This is a genomic window from Blastococcus sp. KM273128, assembly GCF_021698975.1.
Lineage (GTDB): Bacteria > Actinomycetota > Actinomycetes > Mycobacteriales > Geodermatophilaceae > Blastococcus.
Genome location: NZ_SSXA01000027.1, coordinates 1 through 13268, shown reverse-complemented (window position 1 = coordinate 13268; position 13268 = coordinate 1). Strand labels below are relative to the sequence as shown.

The 13268-nt window shown below is 75.2% G+C and carries 11 protein-coding genes; 8 read left to right on the top strand and 3 right to left on the bottom strand.

The annotated features are described in order from the left end of the window. Window positions 1-33: 33 nt before the first annotated feature. Window positions 34-1998 (bottom strand): FUSC family protein, encoded by a 1965-nt coding sequence (locus E9529_RS10215; RefSeq protein ID WP_236831048.1) that lies wholly within the window; start codon window positions 1996-1998, stop codon window positions 34-36. Window positions 1999-2058: 60 nt separating this feature from the next. On the opposite strand from E9529_RS10215, the gene E9529_RS10210 reads away from it, so the two are divergent. From E9529_RS10210 to E9529_RS10190, 5 genes are all read left to right on the top strand, one after another. Further along, window positions 2059-2871: a Nif3-like dinuclear metal center hexameric protein gene (locus tag E9529_RS10210; protein WP_236831047.1), complete on the top strand. Its 813-nt coding sequence runs from the start codon at window positions 2059-2061 to the stop codon at window positions 2869-2871. A 687-nt stretch (window positions 2872-3558) separates the two neighbouring features. Continuing rightward, window positions 3559-4962, top strand: a complete 1404-nt coding sequence (locus E9529_RS10205; protein ID WP_374201337.1) for a carbon starvation protein A — start codon at window positions 3559-3561, stop codon at window positions 4960-4962. Further along, window positions 4959-5162 carry a hypothetical protein gene (locus E9529_RS10200; RefSeq protein ID WP_236831045.1) on the top strand — a complete coding sequence of 68 codons (204 nt, stop codon included), beginning with the start codon at window positions 4959-4961 and terminating at the stop codon, window positions 5160-5162. Before E9529_RS10205 ends, E9529_RS10200 begins: the two co-directional genes overlap by 4 nt. Window positions 5163-5462: 300 nt before the next feature. Then, on the top strand, window positions 5463-6203 hold the full coding sequence (locus tag E9529_RS10195; RefSeq protein WP_236831044.1) for a zinc ribbon domain-containing protein: 741 nt from the start codon (window positions 5463-5465) through the stop codon (window positions 6201-6203). Further along, window positions 6200-7294 carry a bifunctional RNase H/acid phosphatase gene (locus E9529_RS10190; RefSeq protein WP_236831043.1) on the top strand — a complete coding sequence of 365 codons (1095 nt, stop codon included), beginning with the start codon at window positions 6200-6202 and terminating at the stop codon, window positions 7292-7294. The genes E9529_RS10195 and E9529_RS10190 overlap by 4 nt, the downstream gene beginning before the upstream one ends. A 13-nt stretch (window positions 7295-7307) precedes the next feature. On the opposite strand, the gene E9529_RS10185 is transcribed toward E9529_RS10190, so the two are convergent. Both E9529_RS10185 and E9529_RS10180 read right to left on the bottom strand, forming a co-directional pair. Then, a complete protein-coding gene (locus E9529_RS10185; protein WP_236831042.1) occupies window positions 7308-9545 on the bottom strand; it encodes a bifunctional diguanylate cyclase/phosphodiesterase in 2238 nt (745 codons plus the stop codon). A 107-nt stretch (window positions 9546-9652) separates the two neighbouring features. Beyond that, window positions 9653-10408 carry a sulfite exporter TauE/SafE family protein gene (locus E9529_RS10180; protein WP_236831041.1) on the bottom strand — a complete coding sequence of 252 codons (756 nt, stop codon included), beginning with the start codon at window positions 10406-10408 and terminating at the stop codon, window positions 9653-9655. Between the two features lie 24 nt (window positions 10409-10432). Here E9529_RS10180 and E9529_RS10175 point away from each other — a divergent pair, with 24 nt between their 5' ends. From E9529_RS10175 to E9529_RS10165, 3 genes are read left to right on the top strand one after another with little or no spacing between them, the layout of a single operon-like run. Next, window positions 10433-10795: a hypothetical protein gene (locus tag E9529_RS10175; RefSeq protein ID WP_236831040.1), complete on the top strand. Its 363-nt coding sequence runs from the start codon at window positions 10433-10435 to the stop codon at window positions 10793-10795. A 56-nt stretch (window positions 10796-10851) separates the two neighbouring features. Further along, the gene (locus tag E9529_RS10170) at window positions 10852-12342 is read left to right on the top strand and encodes an MFS transporter (RefSeq protein WP_236831039.1); all 1491 of its coding nucleotides are present in this window, start codon (window positions 10852-10854) and stop codon (window positions 12340-12342) included. Between the two features lie 35 nt (window positions 12343-12377). Then, the gene (locus tag E9529_RS10165) at window positions 12378-13097 is read left to right on the top strand and encodes a PIG-L deacetylase family protein (protein WP_236831038.1); all 720 of its coding nucleotides are present in this window, start codon (window positions 12378-12380) and stop codon (window positions 13095-13097) included. The last annotated feature ends 171 nt before the right edge of the window (window positions 13098-13268 follow it).

The window sequence follows — 13268 nt, the reverse complement described above, 5'->3', positions numbered from 1 at the left end:
CCCGGGGCGGGGGCCGCAACAGGAGCGCGCGGCTCAGTGCCCGCCGCGCCGCCCGGGAGCGGCCTCGCGCACCAGCCGGCGGGCGGCGTCGACCTCCCGGGCCACCGGCGCCAGCACCCCCTCGGCGTGCAGCTCGGCGTCGTCGGGGACGGCGCGGGACCGGACGTCCTCCTCGAGCCCGCGGATCGCCCGGCGCAGCACCGCGACCTGGGCGAGGTCCGGGGCCGGCTCCCCGCCGCGGCTGGCGATGACCGCCTCGGTGACCGCGTCGGAGGTGCGCTCCAGCTGCACGATCACCGGCCACCAGGCCGCGGCGCGCGTGCTGATCGGCGGTGGTTCGGCCAGCCGCCGCTGCAGCTGGGTCTGCAGTTCGGTGAGCGCGCGGTAGCTGCGGCGCCGGGCGCGGCGGCGCTCGGTCGGGCTGCCGGTGAACGCGGCCTCGACGAAGGCGTCGAGGGCCCGCGCGGCCTCGCGCAGCGCCTCGTCGAGCGGCGCCCGCCAGGTCTGCGGCCACAGCAGGTAGCCGAACACCAGCACGATCGCGCAGCCGATGAGGGTGTCGAGCAGCCGCGCGCCGACCACCCCCGGCCCGCCGGGCAGCGCGAGGTCGAGCAGCAGGATGATCAGCGGCGTCTGGAACACCGAGAACAACCCGAAGTTCGCGTCGCGCGCCCACGGCAGCACGCCGGCCGCGAGTGCCAGCGCCACCAGCACCCAGCCGTCGCGGGGGAGCACCGCGAGCAGCGCGGAGCCGAGCAGCACCCCGAGCAGCGTTCCGGCGCCGCGCTGCACCGCGCGGGTGAAGACCGATCCGAAGTCGGGCTTCAGGACGATCGCGACGGTGAGCAGCACCCAGTACGGCCGCTCGATCGGCAGGTACTGGCGGGCGATCTCGGCGACGGTCATGCACAGCGACAGGCGGACGGCGAAGGCCCGGGCGTCGGCGCTGGCCAGCGTCCGGTCGGCGAGGTCCTGGAGGCGCGTGCGGGTGTCCCGCCGCGGCACCGCCGCGGCGGCGCCGGCCCGCTCCTCGGGGTCGCCCACCACGTTCCACACCAGCCGGACGCCGTGGCGCACGGCCCGGACGGCGGGGTGGCCCTCCTCCAGCGGGCCCGGCCGCTGCTCGGTGAGCCTTCCGCTGCCGGCGACCGCCGTCGCCAGGGAGTGCACGGCGGTCACGTCGTCCGGGTCGGCGGGCACCCCCGCGCGGGCAGCCGCCACCGCACCCTCCACGAGCGGGGCGGCGGCGTTGAGCACCCCGGCCAGCTCGGAGAGCTCGCGGCTGCGACCGGAGGACCTGCTGCGGCTGCGGATCACCCGGTCGTAGGCCGCGTTGAGCGCCTTCGTGAGCGCCCGGCGGGCCTCGGGTGCCGCGTCGTCACCCACCGCCGCCAGCAGCTCGCCGATGCGGGTGAACACCGCCGCGACGGCCGACCGGTCGGGGTCCAGCGGCTCGGTGCGGGCCTGCGCGAGGGTCACCACCGTCGCCCACGCCGCTCCGCAGAGGAAGAAGCCGACCTCGGCGGCGACCGGCAGCGGTGTCTCCAGCCCCGACGCGAGGGCGGTGTAGACCAGCAGCTGCAGCGCCCCCAGGGAGAGCGCGGCGCTGACCGCGCTGATCAGCGCGGCGGCGGCCGACAGCGCGGCGATGACGACGACCGGTGCCCAGCCGCCACCGCTGGCGTACTGGCCCACCAGCAGGCCGAGCGTGCCGAACGCGGTGGCGGCGAGGGTCCGGCGCAGCCGCTCGCGCAGCGGCCCGGGCTGGGGCGCCAGGCTCGCCGCGAGGGCGCCGATCGTGCCGAACACCCCGGCGCCGAGCGCGTCGCCGGGCTCCAGCCCGCCGCCCACCGCGACGGCGAGGGCCAGGGGCGCGGGGACGGAGACGGCGAACCGGGCGACGTCGCGCCACGGCACCGGCGGGGGAGTGGTGCGCACCAGCTCCTCGAGCCAGGCCGGGGCCCGCAGCGTCCGCTCCCGACGCCGCCGCTCGCCCACGGGGGGAGCTTGGCATTCCGGCGGACCGGCGGCGCGCGGCCACGCCTACGCTGACCAGCCGTGACCGTGCAGCTCGGGAAGGTCCTCGCCGCCCTCGACGCCCGCTACGACCCCGCCCTCGCCGAGAGCTGGGACGCCGTCGGCCTGGTGTGCGGGGATCCCGCCGAGCCGGTGCGTTCGGTGCTGTTCGCGGTGGACCCGACGGCCGCCGTCGTCGACGAGGTGGTGGCGACCGGCGCGCAGCTGCTCGTCACGCACCACCCGCTGTTCCTGACCCCGGTGCACGGCGTGCCCGCCGATGACCCGCGGGGCCGGCTGGTGCACCGGCTGGTCCGGGCCGGGGCCGCGCTGTTCGTCGCGCACACCAACGCCGACCGGGCCCCGGAGCACGGGGTCAACGACGCGCTGGCCGGCGCGCTCGGCCTCCTGGACGCCGTGCCGCTGGAGCCCTCGCCCGCGGACCCGCGCGCCGGGCTCGGCCGGGTGGGCCGGCTGCCGGAGCCGATGACGCTGCGGGCCTTCGCCGAGCACGCGGCCGCGGCCCTGCCGGCCACGGCCGGGGGCGTGCGGGCGGCCGGGGACCCCGACCGGCGGATCGCCACCGTCGCGGTGTGCGGCGGCAGCGGGGGCTCGCTGCTGGGCGCAGCGGCCGGGGCCGGGGCCGATGTGCTGCTCACCAGCGACCTGAAGCACCACCCGGTCTCCGACGCGCGGGAGGTGCCGGGGCCGGCGCTGTGCGACGTCGCGCACTGGGCCTCGGAGTGGCCCTGGCTGCCGGTGGCCGCCGACCGGCTGCGCCGCGACCTCGACGGCGCGGTCGAGGTCGCCGTCGCAGCGGCGCGGACCGACCCCTGGAGCGCCCGCGCGGGCTGACCCCGCGGCCGCGGTTCCTTCGGCTGCGGCCGTCGACCTACGGGCCGTGGTGTCGCGCGTCGACCAACGACAACACATCAACGGAGCTTGCGGCCCCCGCAAGCGCACGATTTGGCATGGGCGAAGTCAGGACTCTCATCCCGCTTCGATCGAGGATGGCGCGTGTCGCTACCGACACGCCCACGGCATCTTGACTGTGAGCTGGATCACTGCCAGCTTCCCTTCATCCGCAATACCGCCAATAAGCCAAGGAGTCCGCGATGTCTGCATTGAAGAGCTCAACGGCAAAAGGTGTATCCGCGAGACTGCTCGCAGTCTCTGCCCTGGCGTCACTTGCAGTAATGCTCACGCCCGGCGCGGCACAGGCACACACTTACTATGGCTGGTATGCCTCAAAGGCGTCGTGCACCGCTGTCGGGAGCGCATCAGTGGCGGTAGGTTCGTGGAGCACATACGAATGCCGGCCTGTGTGGAACTACAATCCCTATCCCCACATCACGGGCTACTCGCTCTACGGTCACTGCCCGAACCACCGCTGCGCTTGACACCAGCAGGTCATATCTCATCGCGAGGCCCAACCCGACCCGACGATCGTTGGGTCGAGTTGGGTCCCGTCCTTTGCGAATTGTCGGCGAACATCGGCACCCTGGCCGACGACTTCACTAAGCCTGTCCGTGCAAGCTCCTTCTGGCGACCATCTTCTTTCTGCTCACGCTAATTCGCGCGGTGTTCGCCGTCGTCATCGGCAACCTGTTCGTCGCCAACCCCGGCGCGGTCATCCCGATCGTGCTGGAGATCCCGCTGGCCATCGCGATCGGCGTGTACATCTACCGGACCCGCTCCTCGGCGCTGCTGCCGTCGATCGCGGGCGTGATCGTGCTGTACGCGCTGATCCTGGTCGGCAACGCCTTCCCGATCTCGCTCGACGGGCTCGCCGAGGCGCTCGGCGTGGAGCAGACGCGCAACGTCTGGGTCGTGCTGCTGTTCATCTACACCTGGATCGCCTCGCGCATCCCGGTGTGGGTGCTGCTGCAGCCGCGCGACTACATCAACAGCCACCAGCTGTTCATCGCCCTCGGCGTCATCGGCCTCGGCGTGATCGTCGGCATGAACACCATCGCGGCGCCGGTGGTCAACGACGTGCCCGAGGGCTCGCCCAGCTTCTTCCCCTTCCTCTTCATCACCATCGCCTGCGGGGCGATCTCCGGGTTCCACTCGCTGGTCTCCTCGGGGACCACGTCCAAGCAGCTCGACAAGGAGCCCGACGCCCGCTACGTGGGCTACATGGGCGCCGTCGGCGAGGGTTCCCTGGCCACCGGCGCCGTCCTGGCCGCCACCTCCGGGGTCGCCGCGTCGCAGGCCGACTGGGAGGCGCTGTACCCCGACTTCGCCACCGCCTCGGGCGGCGCGGTCGGCAACTTCGTCAACGGCGTCGCGCAGTTCGCCAACAACCTGGCCATCCCGCTCGACCTCGCGACGATCTTCGCCGCCGTCGTCGTCATCAGCTTCGCGGCGACGACGATGGACACCGGCGTCCGGCTGCAGCGCTACGTCGTCCAGGAGATCGGTGAGCTGATCGGGGTGCGGGCGCTGTCGCGCAACCTGACGGTGGCCACCACGGTCGCGGTGGTCATCCCGCTGGCCATGGCGCTGCTGCCCGGCGGCGGGGAGGCCGGCTACACCTTCGGCGTCCTGTGGCAGCTGTTCGGCACCACCAACCAGCTGACGGCGGGGCTCGCGCTCTCGGTCGTCGCGGTGTGGGTCACGCGGCGCGGTCGCAACCCGATCGCTGCGCTCATCCCGCTGGTGTTCCTGCTCGTCATGACCACGTGGGCGCTGCTCGTGAACCTGCGCAACTTCGTCCGCGACGACCAGTGGGTGCTCGCGCCGCTGGACGCGCTGATCTTCGTGCTGGCGGTGTGGCTGATCGTCGAGGCGGCGATCGCGCTGCTCGCGGCCCGGCGGGAGCGGCCGGCGGTGCCTGTCGACGGAACGGGCACCGGACGGGAGTCCGTCGTCGCCCGGGCCAACCCCGACGAGGCGACCTCCGACGTCCCGCTGGGTGGGGCCGACCAGGACGACCGCCGGTGACCTCGCGGGTCGTCCTCGTCCGGGGGGCGCGGGCGCCCGTCGGCGGGGGCGGCTGCTGCAGCGGCGACGTCCGGCCCTTCGACGAGGGCGGCTCGCACTGCCACGTCCCGGCGTCGGACGCGGTCGGCGACGTCTACCGCGCGCTGCGTGCCCGGCTCCCGGACGACGTCGCCATCGAGGTGGTGTCGCCGTCGAACTAGCTGTGGCTGGTCCCGGAGCTGGTCCGGGCCGGGCGCCGCCGTGGGCTGCGGGGCGCCGCGCTGCGCCGCTCGGTGCGCGCGGGTATGGCCGTGAAGTCCCTGGTCGTGGACGGCGTGGTGCTGGCTTCCGGCGGGCTGCCCGCCCCGGGTGCCGCTGTCGCCGCGGTGGAGGCCGAGCTGGCGCTGCGCTGATCGGCCCGCAGGTAGCAGAAAGACCCCCGTGCCCCCCACCGCTCGCACGCTCGCGGCGGGCCCCTGCACGGAGGCCGGGGCAGGTGGGTGCACAGGTAGGTTGACCACGTGAAGGTGGACCATTTCGAGCAGCAGAAGCTCCTGGAGCTCGCGGCGGAGGACGTCGCGCTGACCCAGCTCGCCCACCGGCGGCGGACCCTGCCGGAGGCGGCCGCCGTGGAGGCGGCGGCGGAGACCGAGCGGACGCTCGCCGACGACGTCGTCCGGGCCGAGACCGAGGTGCGCGACCTGCAGCGCGAGGTGGCCCGCCTCGAGGCCGACGTCGAGACGGTCCGGCAGCGCGCGACGCGCGACCAGCAGCGCCTGGACGCCGGCGGGATCAGCGCGCGGGAGACGACGAGCCTGCAGCTGGAGCTGGAGTCCCTGGCGCGGCGGCAGTCGACCCTGGAGGACCAGGAGCTCGAGCTCATGGAGCGGCTGGAGACCGCCGAGGCGACGCTGCGGGCGGCCCAGGAGGCGCGCGAGCAGGCGCGCGGCGAGCTGGAGCGGGCCGAGCAGCTGCGCGACGACGCGCTCGCCGACATCGCCGACGGCACCGGCCGGCACGAGAGCGCCCGGGCCGCGGTGGCCGGGGGCCTGCCCGCGCCGTTGCTGGCGCTGTACGACCGGGTGCGCACGCAGACCGGCACGACCGGCGCGGCGATGCTGCGCGCCCGCCAGTGCCAGGGGTGCCGCATCGAGCTCAACGGCCGCGAGCTGGCGGCGGTCCGCAACGCCGACCCGCACGAGGTGGTCCGGTGCGAGAACTGCGGGCGGATCCTGGTCCGGACCGCCGAGAGCGGCCTGTGAGCCGCCGGTTCGTCGTGGAGGCCGACGGCGGTTCGCGGGGGAACCCGGGTCCGGCCGGTTACGGCGCCCTCGTGCGCGACGCCGACACCGGGCGGGTGCTGGCCGAGCGCGCCGCGTCGGTGGGCCGCGCCACCAACAACGTCGCCGAGTACGGCGGGCTGGTCGCCGGGCTGCAGGCGGCGCTGGACCTCGACGCCTCCGCCGAGGTCGAGGTGCGCATGGACTCCAAGCTCGTCGTGGAGCAGATGTCGGGCCGCTGGAAGATCAAGCACCCGGACATGCAGCAGCTCGCGCTGCAGGCCCGCGCGATCGCCCGCAAGCTCGGCGGCGTCCGCTACACCTGGGTGCCGCGCGCCCAGAACGGTGCCGCCGACGCGCTGGCCAACAGCGCGATGGACGGCCGGCCGGTGCACCGCGACGCCGCCGCCGAGCCCACGGTGGCCGAGGACGACGTCCAGCCGACCGCGGAGCCGGCGCCCGTCGTCACCACCGTGACGCACCTGCTGCGGCACGGGCAGACCGAGCACACCCCCGAGCGCCGGTTCAGCGGCCGCAACGACCTGGCGCTGTCGCGCACCGGCCGGGCCGAGGCCGAGGCGGCCGGCGAGCGGGCGGCCGAGCTGGGCATCGAGGTGGTCGTCGCCTCGCCGCTGCGCCGGACCCGGGAGACCGCCGAGATCGTGGCCGCGCGCCTGGGCCTGCCGGTCGAGCTCGACGACGACCTGGTCGAGCTGGACTTCGGCGACCTCGAGGGGCTCACCGCCGACGAGGCGCGGGCCCGGCACCCGCTGGCGGTGCGCCGGTTCATGGCCGACGTGGCGGTGGCCGCCCCCGGTGGGGAGTCGATCGCCGACGTGGGCCGCCGCGTGGCGCGGGCGCGGCAGCGGGTCCTCGACCGGCACGCCGGGCGGACGGTCCTGGTGGTCAGCCACGTCACGCCGATCAAGCTGCTGCTGGCCGCCGGGCTGGGTGCGGGCGACGACGTCGTCCACCGGGTGTTCCTGGAGGCCGCCTCGCTGTGCACGGTGGCCTGGTCCTCCGACGGGCGCTCGTCGGTGCGGCTGCTGAACGACACCGCGCACCTGCGCTGACCACCGCCGGCGCTCAGCGGGCGGGCGCCCCCAGGCCGGCGAGCCACGCCTCGAGCGCCTCGGCGGGCACCGGCCGCGAGTGCAGGTAGCCCTGGCTCGTGTCGCATCCCAAGCGCTCGAGGTGGTCCAGGGTGGCCTCCTGCTCGACGCCCTCGGCGACCACGTGCAGACCGAGCCGGTGGGCCAGCGCGATGGTGCTGGCGACGATCGCCTCGGTGCGGGGATCGGTGAGCAGATCGGCGGTGAACGTCCGGTCGAGCTTGAGCTCGGCCACGGGCATGTCGCGGAGGTAGGCCAGCGACGAGTAGCCGGTGCCGAAGTCGTCGATGCTCACCGGGGTGCCCAGCTCGGCCAGGGCGCCGATGACGGCGAGGCTGCGGTCGGGGTCGGTGAGCAGCACGGTCTCGGTCACCTCGAGCACCAGGGCCGCGGCGGGCACGCCGTGCTCGTCGAGGAGGGCGCCGATGCGGGCGGGCAGCCCGGCGTCGAGCAGGTTGCTCGCCGACAGGTTGACCGACATGCGCAGTTCCAGACCGCGGCTGCGCCAGTCGGCGAGCTGCTCCACCGCCCGGGCGAGCACGGCCTCGGTGAGCGGGCCCATCAGCCCGTGCACCTCGGCCAGCGGCAGGAAGTCGGCGGGCCCCAGCAGGCCGCGCTCCGGGTGGGCCCAGCGCACCAGCGCCTCGACGCCGTGCACGCGCCCGGTCCGGACGTCGACCTGCGGCTGGTGGTGCAGCACGAGCTGCCCGGCGGGGAGAGCACGGCGCAGCTCCTCGACGAGGGCGAGGTGGCCGCTGCTGTCGGCGTGCCGGTCGCCGTCGTAGCGGACGACGCCGATCCCGGTGCGCTTGGCGTCGTACATGGCCACGTCCGCGCGGCGCAGCAGCTGGGCAGAACCGGCGGCGTCGCTGCCGGTCGTGGTCACCCCGATGCTCGCCGACACGTGCACGACCATGCCCTCGACGGGGAACGGGGCAGTCATGCAGCCGTGCAGCCGGGTGCCGAGCGCGAGCGCGGCCTCGGTCTGCGGGTCCTGCGGCTCGAGGGCGGCCACCACGGCGAACTCGTCGCCCCCGAGCCGGCAGAGCAGGTCGCCGGCGCGGAGCGCAGGCTCCAGCCGCCGGGCCACCAGGCCGAGCAGCTCGTCGCCGGCGGCGTGCCCGAGCGCGTCGTTGACCTCCTTGAACTTGTCCACGTCGAGCAGGGCGAGCGCGACCGGGGTCCCCTCGGCGGTGAGCTCCTCGACGTGGCGCAGCAGCGCGCGGCGGTTGGCCAGACCGGTCAGCTCGTCGGTGAGCGCCTCCCGGCGGGTGGCGGTGAGCTGGGCGAGGTCGCGGACGTTGACCGCCATGCGCAGCCCGGCGCCGACGGCAGCGGCCCCGGCGCACCAGATGCCCAGCGGGGTGGCGTCGACGAGGGCGCCGACGGCCAGGGTGCCGGTGGCGGCGAGGATGACGACGAAGGCGCCGATGGTGGCCGCCCCTGCGTCCGCGGGCCGGGGGGCCGAGCGGCGGGAGCGGCAGGTGGCCGCGACGGCGAGGCAGAGGATGACCAGCGGGTGCGCGACGGGCCCCCAGCCGTCGGCCTGCCCGCCCGCCACCAGCGTGCCGATCGCGCTCACCACCCAGAGGGCCTGCGCGGCGACCATGAGCCAGGTGCGCGGGTCGCGCCCCATGCCGCTCAGGGACGGCAGGGTGAGCGCGGTGCCGAGCACCACCGCCCCGACGGCGAGCTGGGCGAACACCGCCTGCAGCTCCCACCAGGGCAGCTCGCCGAGCCGGGTGCCCGGCCGGTTCAGCGCCACGTCGAGGATCGCGACGATCGCCAGGATCGCGGAGATGCCGTTGAGGGCGTCGTTGGGGTCGGCGGTGCTGGTGCTGTGGCGGTTCCACCGGACGAGGGCGCCGTACCAGAGGGGGAAGACCAGCGCGCCGCTCCAGTAGAGCGGCGCGAGGGCCACGGCACGAGGTACGGGCACGAACTGCAGGACGGCGGAGGCCGCCACGCAGAGGAGGAAGACCGCCGCGCCCAGGGCGAACCGGTTCCACACCGGCAGCTCGGTGGCCACGCTGCGGACCCGCCACCAGAGCAGGGCGAGCAGCAGCACGTGCAGGACCAGGAGCAGCGGGAGGAAGAGCCGCGGGTCGGGGGCGGTGGTGCCCGGGGCCAGCCGGGTGGCGGTCGCGAGCAGCGCGGTGGGCAGGGCGACGAGCGCGACGAGGCCCAGCAGCCACCGGGGCGCTCCGGGCAAGAGCCGGGAGTGCACGCGACCAGGCATGGTCCCGGTATCGGCCCCGTCGGCGCCGGCGTGAACCCGGGAGCGGACCGGTCACCCGTCGGGGTCAGGCGCCGCCCGGGTCAGCTGCGGAGGTACAGGTAGACCGAGACCGCCACGCCGACGGTGACGATGACGACCCGCAGCGGCGTCGCCGGGATGCGCGTGGCGATCCGCGCGCCGAGGAAGCCGCCGACGAGGCTCGCCGGTGCGGCGACGCCCACCGCTGCCCAGTGCACGTCCCCGAAGAAGCCGAAGACGACGAGGGTGACGGTGGCGGTCACCGCGGAGATGGCCGACTTGAGGGCGTTGGCGAGCTTGAGGCGGCCCAGCCCCAGGCCCAGGACGCCGACGAGGATGACGCCGAGGGCGCCGCCGAAGTAACCCCCGTAGACGGTGGCGAGGAACAGCGCGACGTAGAGCCACCAGGGGTCCGGGCGACCGCCGGCGTCCCCGCGACGTCCGAGCCGGCGGGTGAGCAGCGGCTGCACCGCCAGGAGCAGGCTGGCCAGCAGGACCAGGACGGGGACGACGAGCTCGAAGGCCGCGGACGGCAGGACCAGCAGCAGGATGCTGCCGAGCGTCCCGCCGAGGACGGCCACCACGGAGAACCGGATCAGCCGGCTTCGCTGGCCGCGGTACTCCGGGCGGAAGCCCACCACGCCGCCGAGGTAGCCCGGCCACTGGGCGACGGAGTTGGTCACGTTCGCCTCGACGGTGCCCAGCCCGAGCGCCACGAGCGTGGGGAAGAGGATCAGCGACCCACCGCCGGCGATGGAGTTCACGCTCCCCGCGAGGAGGGCCACCCCGGCCACCAGCAGCAGGTCGAGGGCGCCCACGGCGGGTCACCCTACGGTGGGCGGATGCGGAAGCCGGGGAGCGCGACGTGGCTGGCGGCCCTGCTGGGCGGCTCGGGGGTGCTGCACCTGGTGCGCCCGCGCACCTACGAGTGGCTGGTGCCGCCGGAGCTCGGGCCGGCGCGCGCTTGGGTGCTGGGCAGCGGCGTGGCGGAGATCGGTGCCGCGGCGCTGCTCGCCGCCCCGCGCACCCGGTGGGCCGGCGGGTGGTCGGCCGCGGCGCTGCTGCTGGCGTTCGTGCCCGCGCACCTGCACCACCTCCGGCTCGGGCGGGGGCGGCCGCCGGTGCTGGCCGCGGCCGCGGTGCGGCTGCCCCTGCAGGTCCCGCTGGTGGCGGCAGCGCTCCGGGTGGCCCGCGGCCGCGCATGACGCAGGTCTCCCGGGCAGGTCGGTTGCAGACTGCACCGACCGGGCACTGCTGACCGGTGCGCCCGTGGCTCCCGCTGGTTGCGATCTGCACCGGCACCTTCATGCTCCTGATCGACGTCACGATCGTGAACGTCGCGCTGCCCGACATCGCCACCGACCTCGACACCTCGTTCACCCAGTTGCAGTGGGTGGTCGACGTCTACGCCCTGGCCCTGGCGGCCCTCGTCCTGGGATCGGGGTCGCTGGCGGACCTGTACGGGCGACGCCGGCTGTACGTCGTGGGGCTGGTGCTGTTCGCGCTGGCGTCGCTGGCCTGCGGCCTCGCCCCGGGACCGGGCTGGCTGATCGCCGCGCGGGGTGTCCAGGGCATCGGCGGGGCGATCATGTTCGCGACCACCATCGCGCTGATCAACACCAGCTACGAGGGGCGCGACCGGGGCACGGCGTTCGGCGTCTGGGGTGCGGTGGTCGGGGCTTCGGCGGCGCTCGGGCCGATCATCGGCGGCGCGCTGACCGAGCTCTCGTGGCGCTGGATCTTCTTCGTCAACCTGCCGGTCTGCGTGCTGGCGGTGGCGCTCACCCTCAGCGTGGTGCAGGAGGCGCGGCACCCCGGGGCTCCGCGACCGGACGTGCCCGGGATCGCCCTCTTCAGCCTCGGTGCCGGGGCGCTGGTGCTCGGGCTGGTCCGCGCGGCCGCCGAGGGCTGGGGCCGTCCCGGCTCGTGGGGGCCGATGGTCGGGGGGCTGCTCGTGCTGGCCACCTGGGTGGCGGTCGAGCGGCGCCGGGCCGCGCCGATGCTCGACGTGCGGCTGTTCCGCGACCGCTCCTTCAGCGGCATCATGCTGGCCGCGCTGCTGCTCAACGGTGCGGCGTTCGCGCAGCTCATCTACATCTCGCTGTGGCTCCAGTCGATCTGCGGGCTGTCCCCGTTGCAGGCCGGGCTCGTGTTCATCCCGCTGTCGGCCCTGAGCTTCGGGGTGGCGGCGGGTGGCGGGCGGTACCTGCAGACGCTGCCGCCGCGGTTCGTGCTGGGAGGCGGGCTGCTGCTCATCGGGAGCGGCGCGCTGCTGATGTCGGTCGTCGACGCGGGTTCGTCGTGGCGGACCCTCGTCGCGGGCCTCGCCGTGCTCGGCGTCGGGGTCGGGATGGCCAACCCGACGCTCGCGTCGGCGGCGCTGGCTACCGTGCCGCGGGAGCGCAGCGGCATGGCCTCGGGCGCGGTCAACACGGCCCGGCAGCTCGGGTTCGCCATCGGGGTGGCCGCGCTGGGCACGGTGTTCACCAGCGCGGCGGCGGCGACGCTCCGGATGCGGGAGGTCCCCGCGCCGGGTGGGACGGCGTCGGCGCTGTCGGCGGGGCAGGCTCCGGAACTGATCGCGAACGCCGAGCCGGCCGCCCGGGCCGGTCTGGCCGACGTCCTGGGCGTCGCCTACGCCGACGGGCTGGGCTCGCTGTTCGTGGCCTGCGGGGTCGCCGGCGTCGCCGGGGGGTTGCTGGTGCTGCTGCTGGTCCGTGCCGCGCCGCCGGCCGGGGCGACGGCGCGCTGAGGTTTCGACGCGGTGCACCCGGGCAGCAGGGGCGCATGCCGCCCACCCGGATGCCCGACGACTGGCAGCGCGCCCTCGTCGTGGCTGCCCACCCCGACGACATCGAGTACGGCCTCGCCGCCGCCGTCGCCACCTGGACGGCAGCGGGCAAGGAGGTGCACTACCTGCTGGCGACCCGCGGCGAGGCGGGGATGGCCGGCGTCCCGCCGGCGGAGGCCGGGCCGCTGCGCGAGCAGGAGGAGCGCCGGTCGGCGGCGGTCGTCGGGGTCAGCGAGGTGGAGTTCCTCGACCACCGGGACGGCGTGCTGGTCGCCGGCCCCGACCTGCGCCGTGATCTGGCCGCGGCCATCCGGCGGCACCGGCCCGAGCTCGTGGTCACCGGGTACTTCGGGCCGACGTGGAGCCCGCCGGGGGTGTCACCGGCCTACCTGAACTCCGCCGACCACCAGGCCCTCGGGCAGTCCGTGCTGGACGCCGTGGCCGATGCGGGCAACGAGTGGATCTTCCCGGAGCTCACCGAGGAGCGGTGGTCGGGCGTCCAGTACATCGCGGTGGGGGAGTTGACCGATCCGCCGCACGAGGTCGACGTCAGCGACCAGGTGGAGACGGCGGTCGCCTCGCTGGCCGAGCACCGGCGGTACCTCGAGCTCCTGTCGGACGACCCGGTCGACGTGCAGGCCCGGCAGATCGTCGACATGTCCACGCTGACCGAGGACGGCCGGCGGCGCGTGGGCTTCCGCCTCTACTGGGGATAGGCCTCGTCGCCTGTTCGGCCTGCATGCCGGTCACCGCCGGCCCCGCCCACCCGGTCAGCGCGGCTCGGGGCGGGCGGACCGGCCGCGCCGTCAGAACGGTGGCGGGTCGTCGTCCGGGTCCGGTGGTGCTGGCGGTGGTGCCGGTGGTGTGGTGAGGACGCGGTAGCCCGG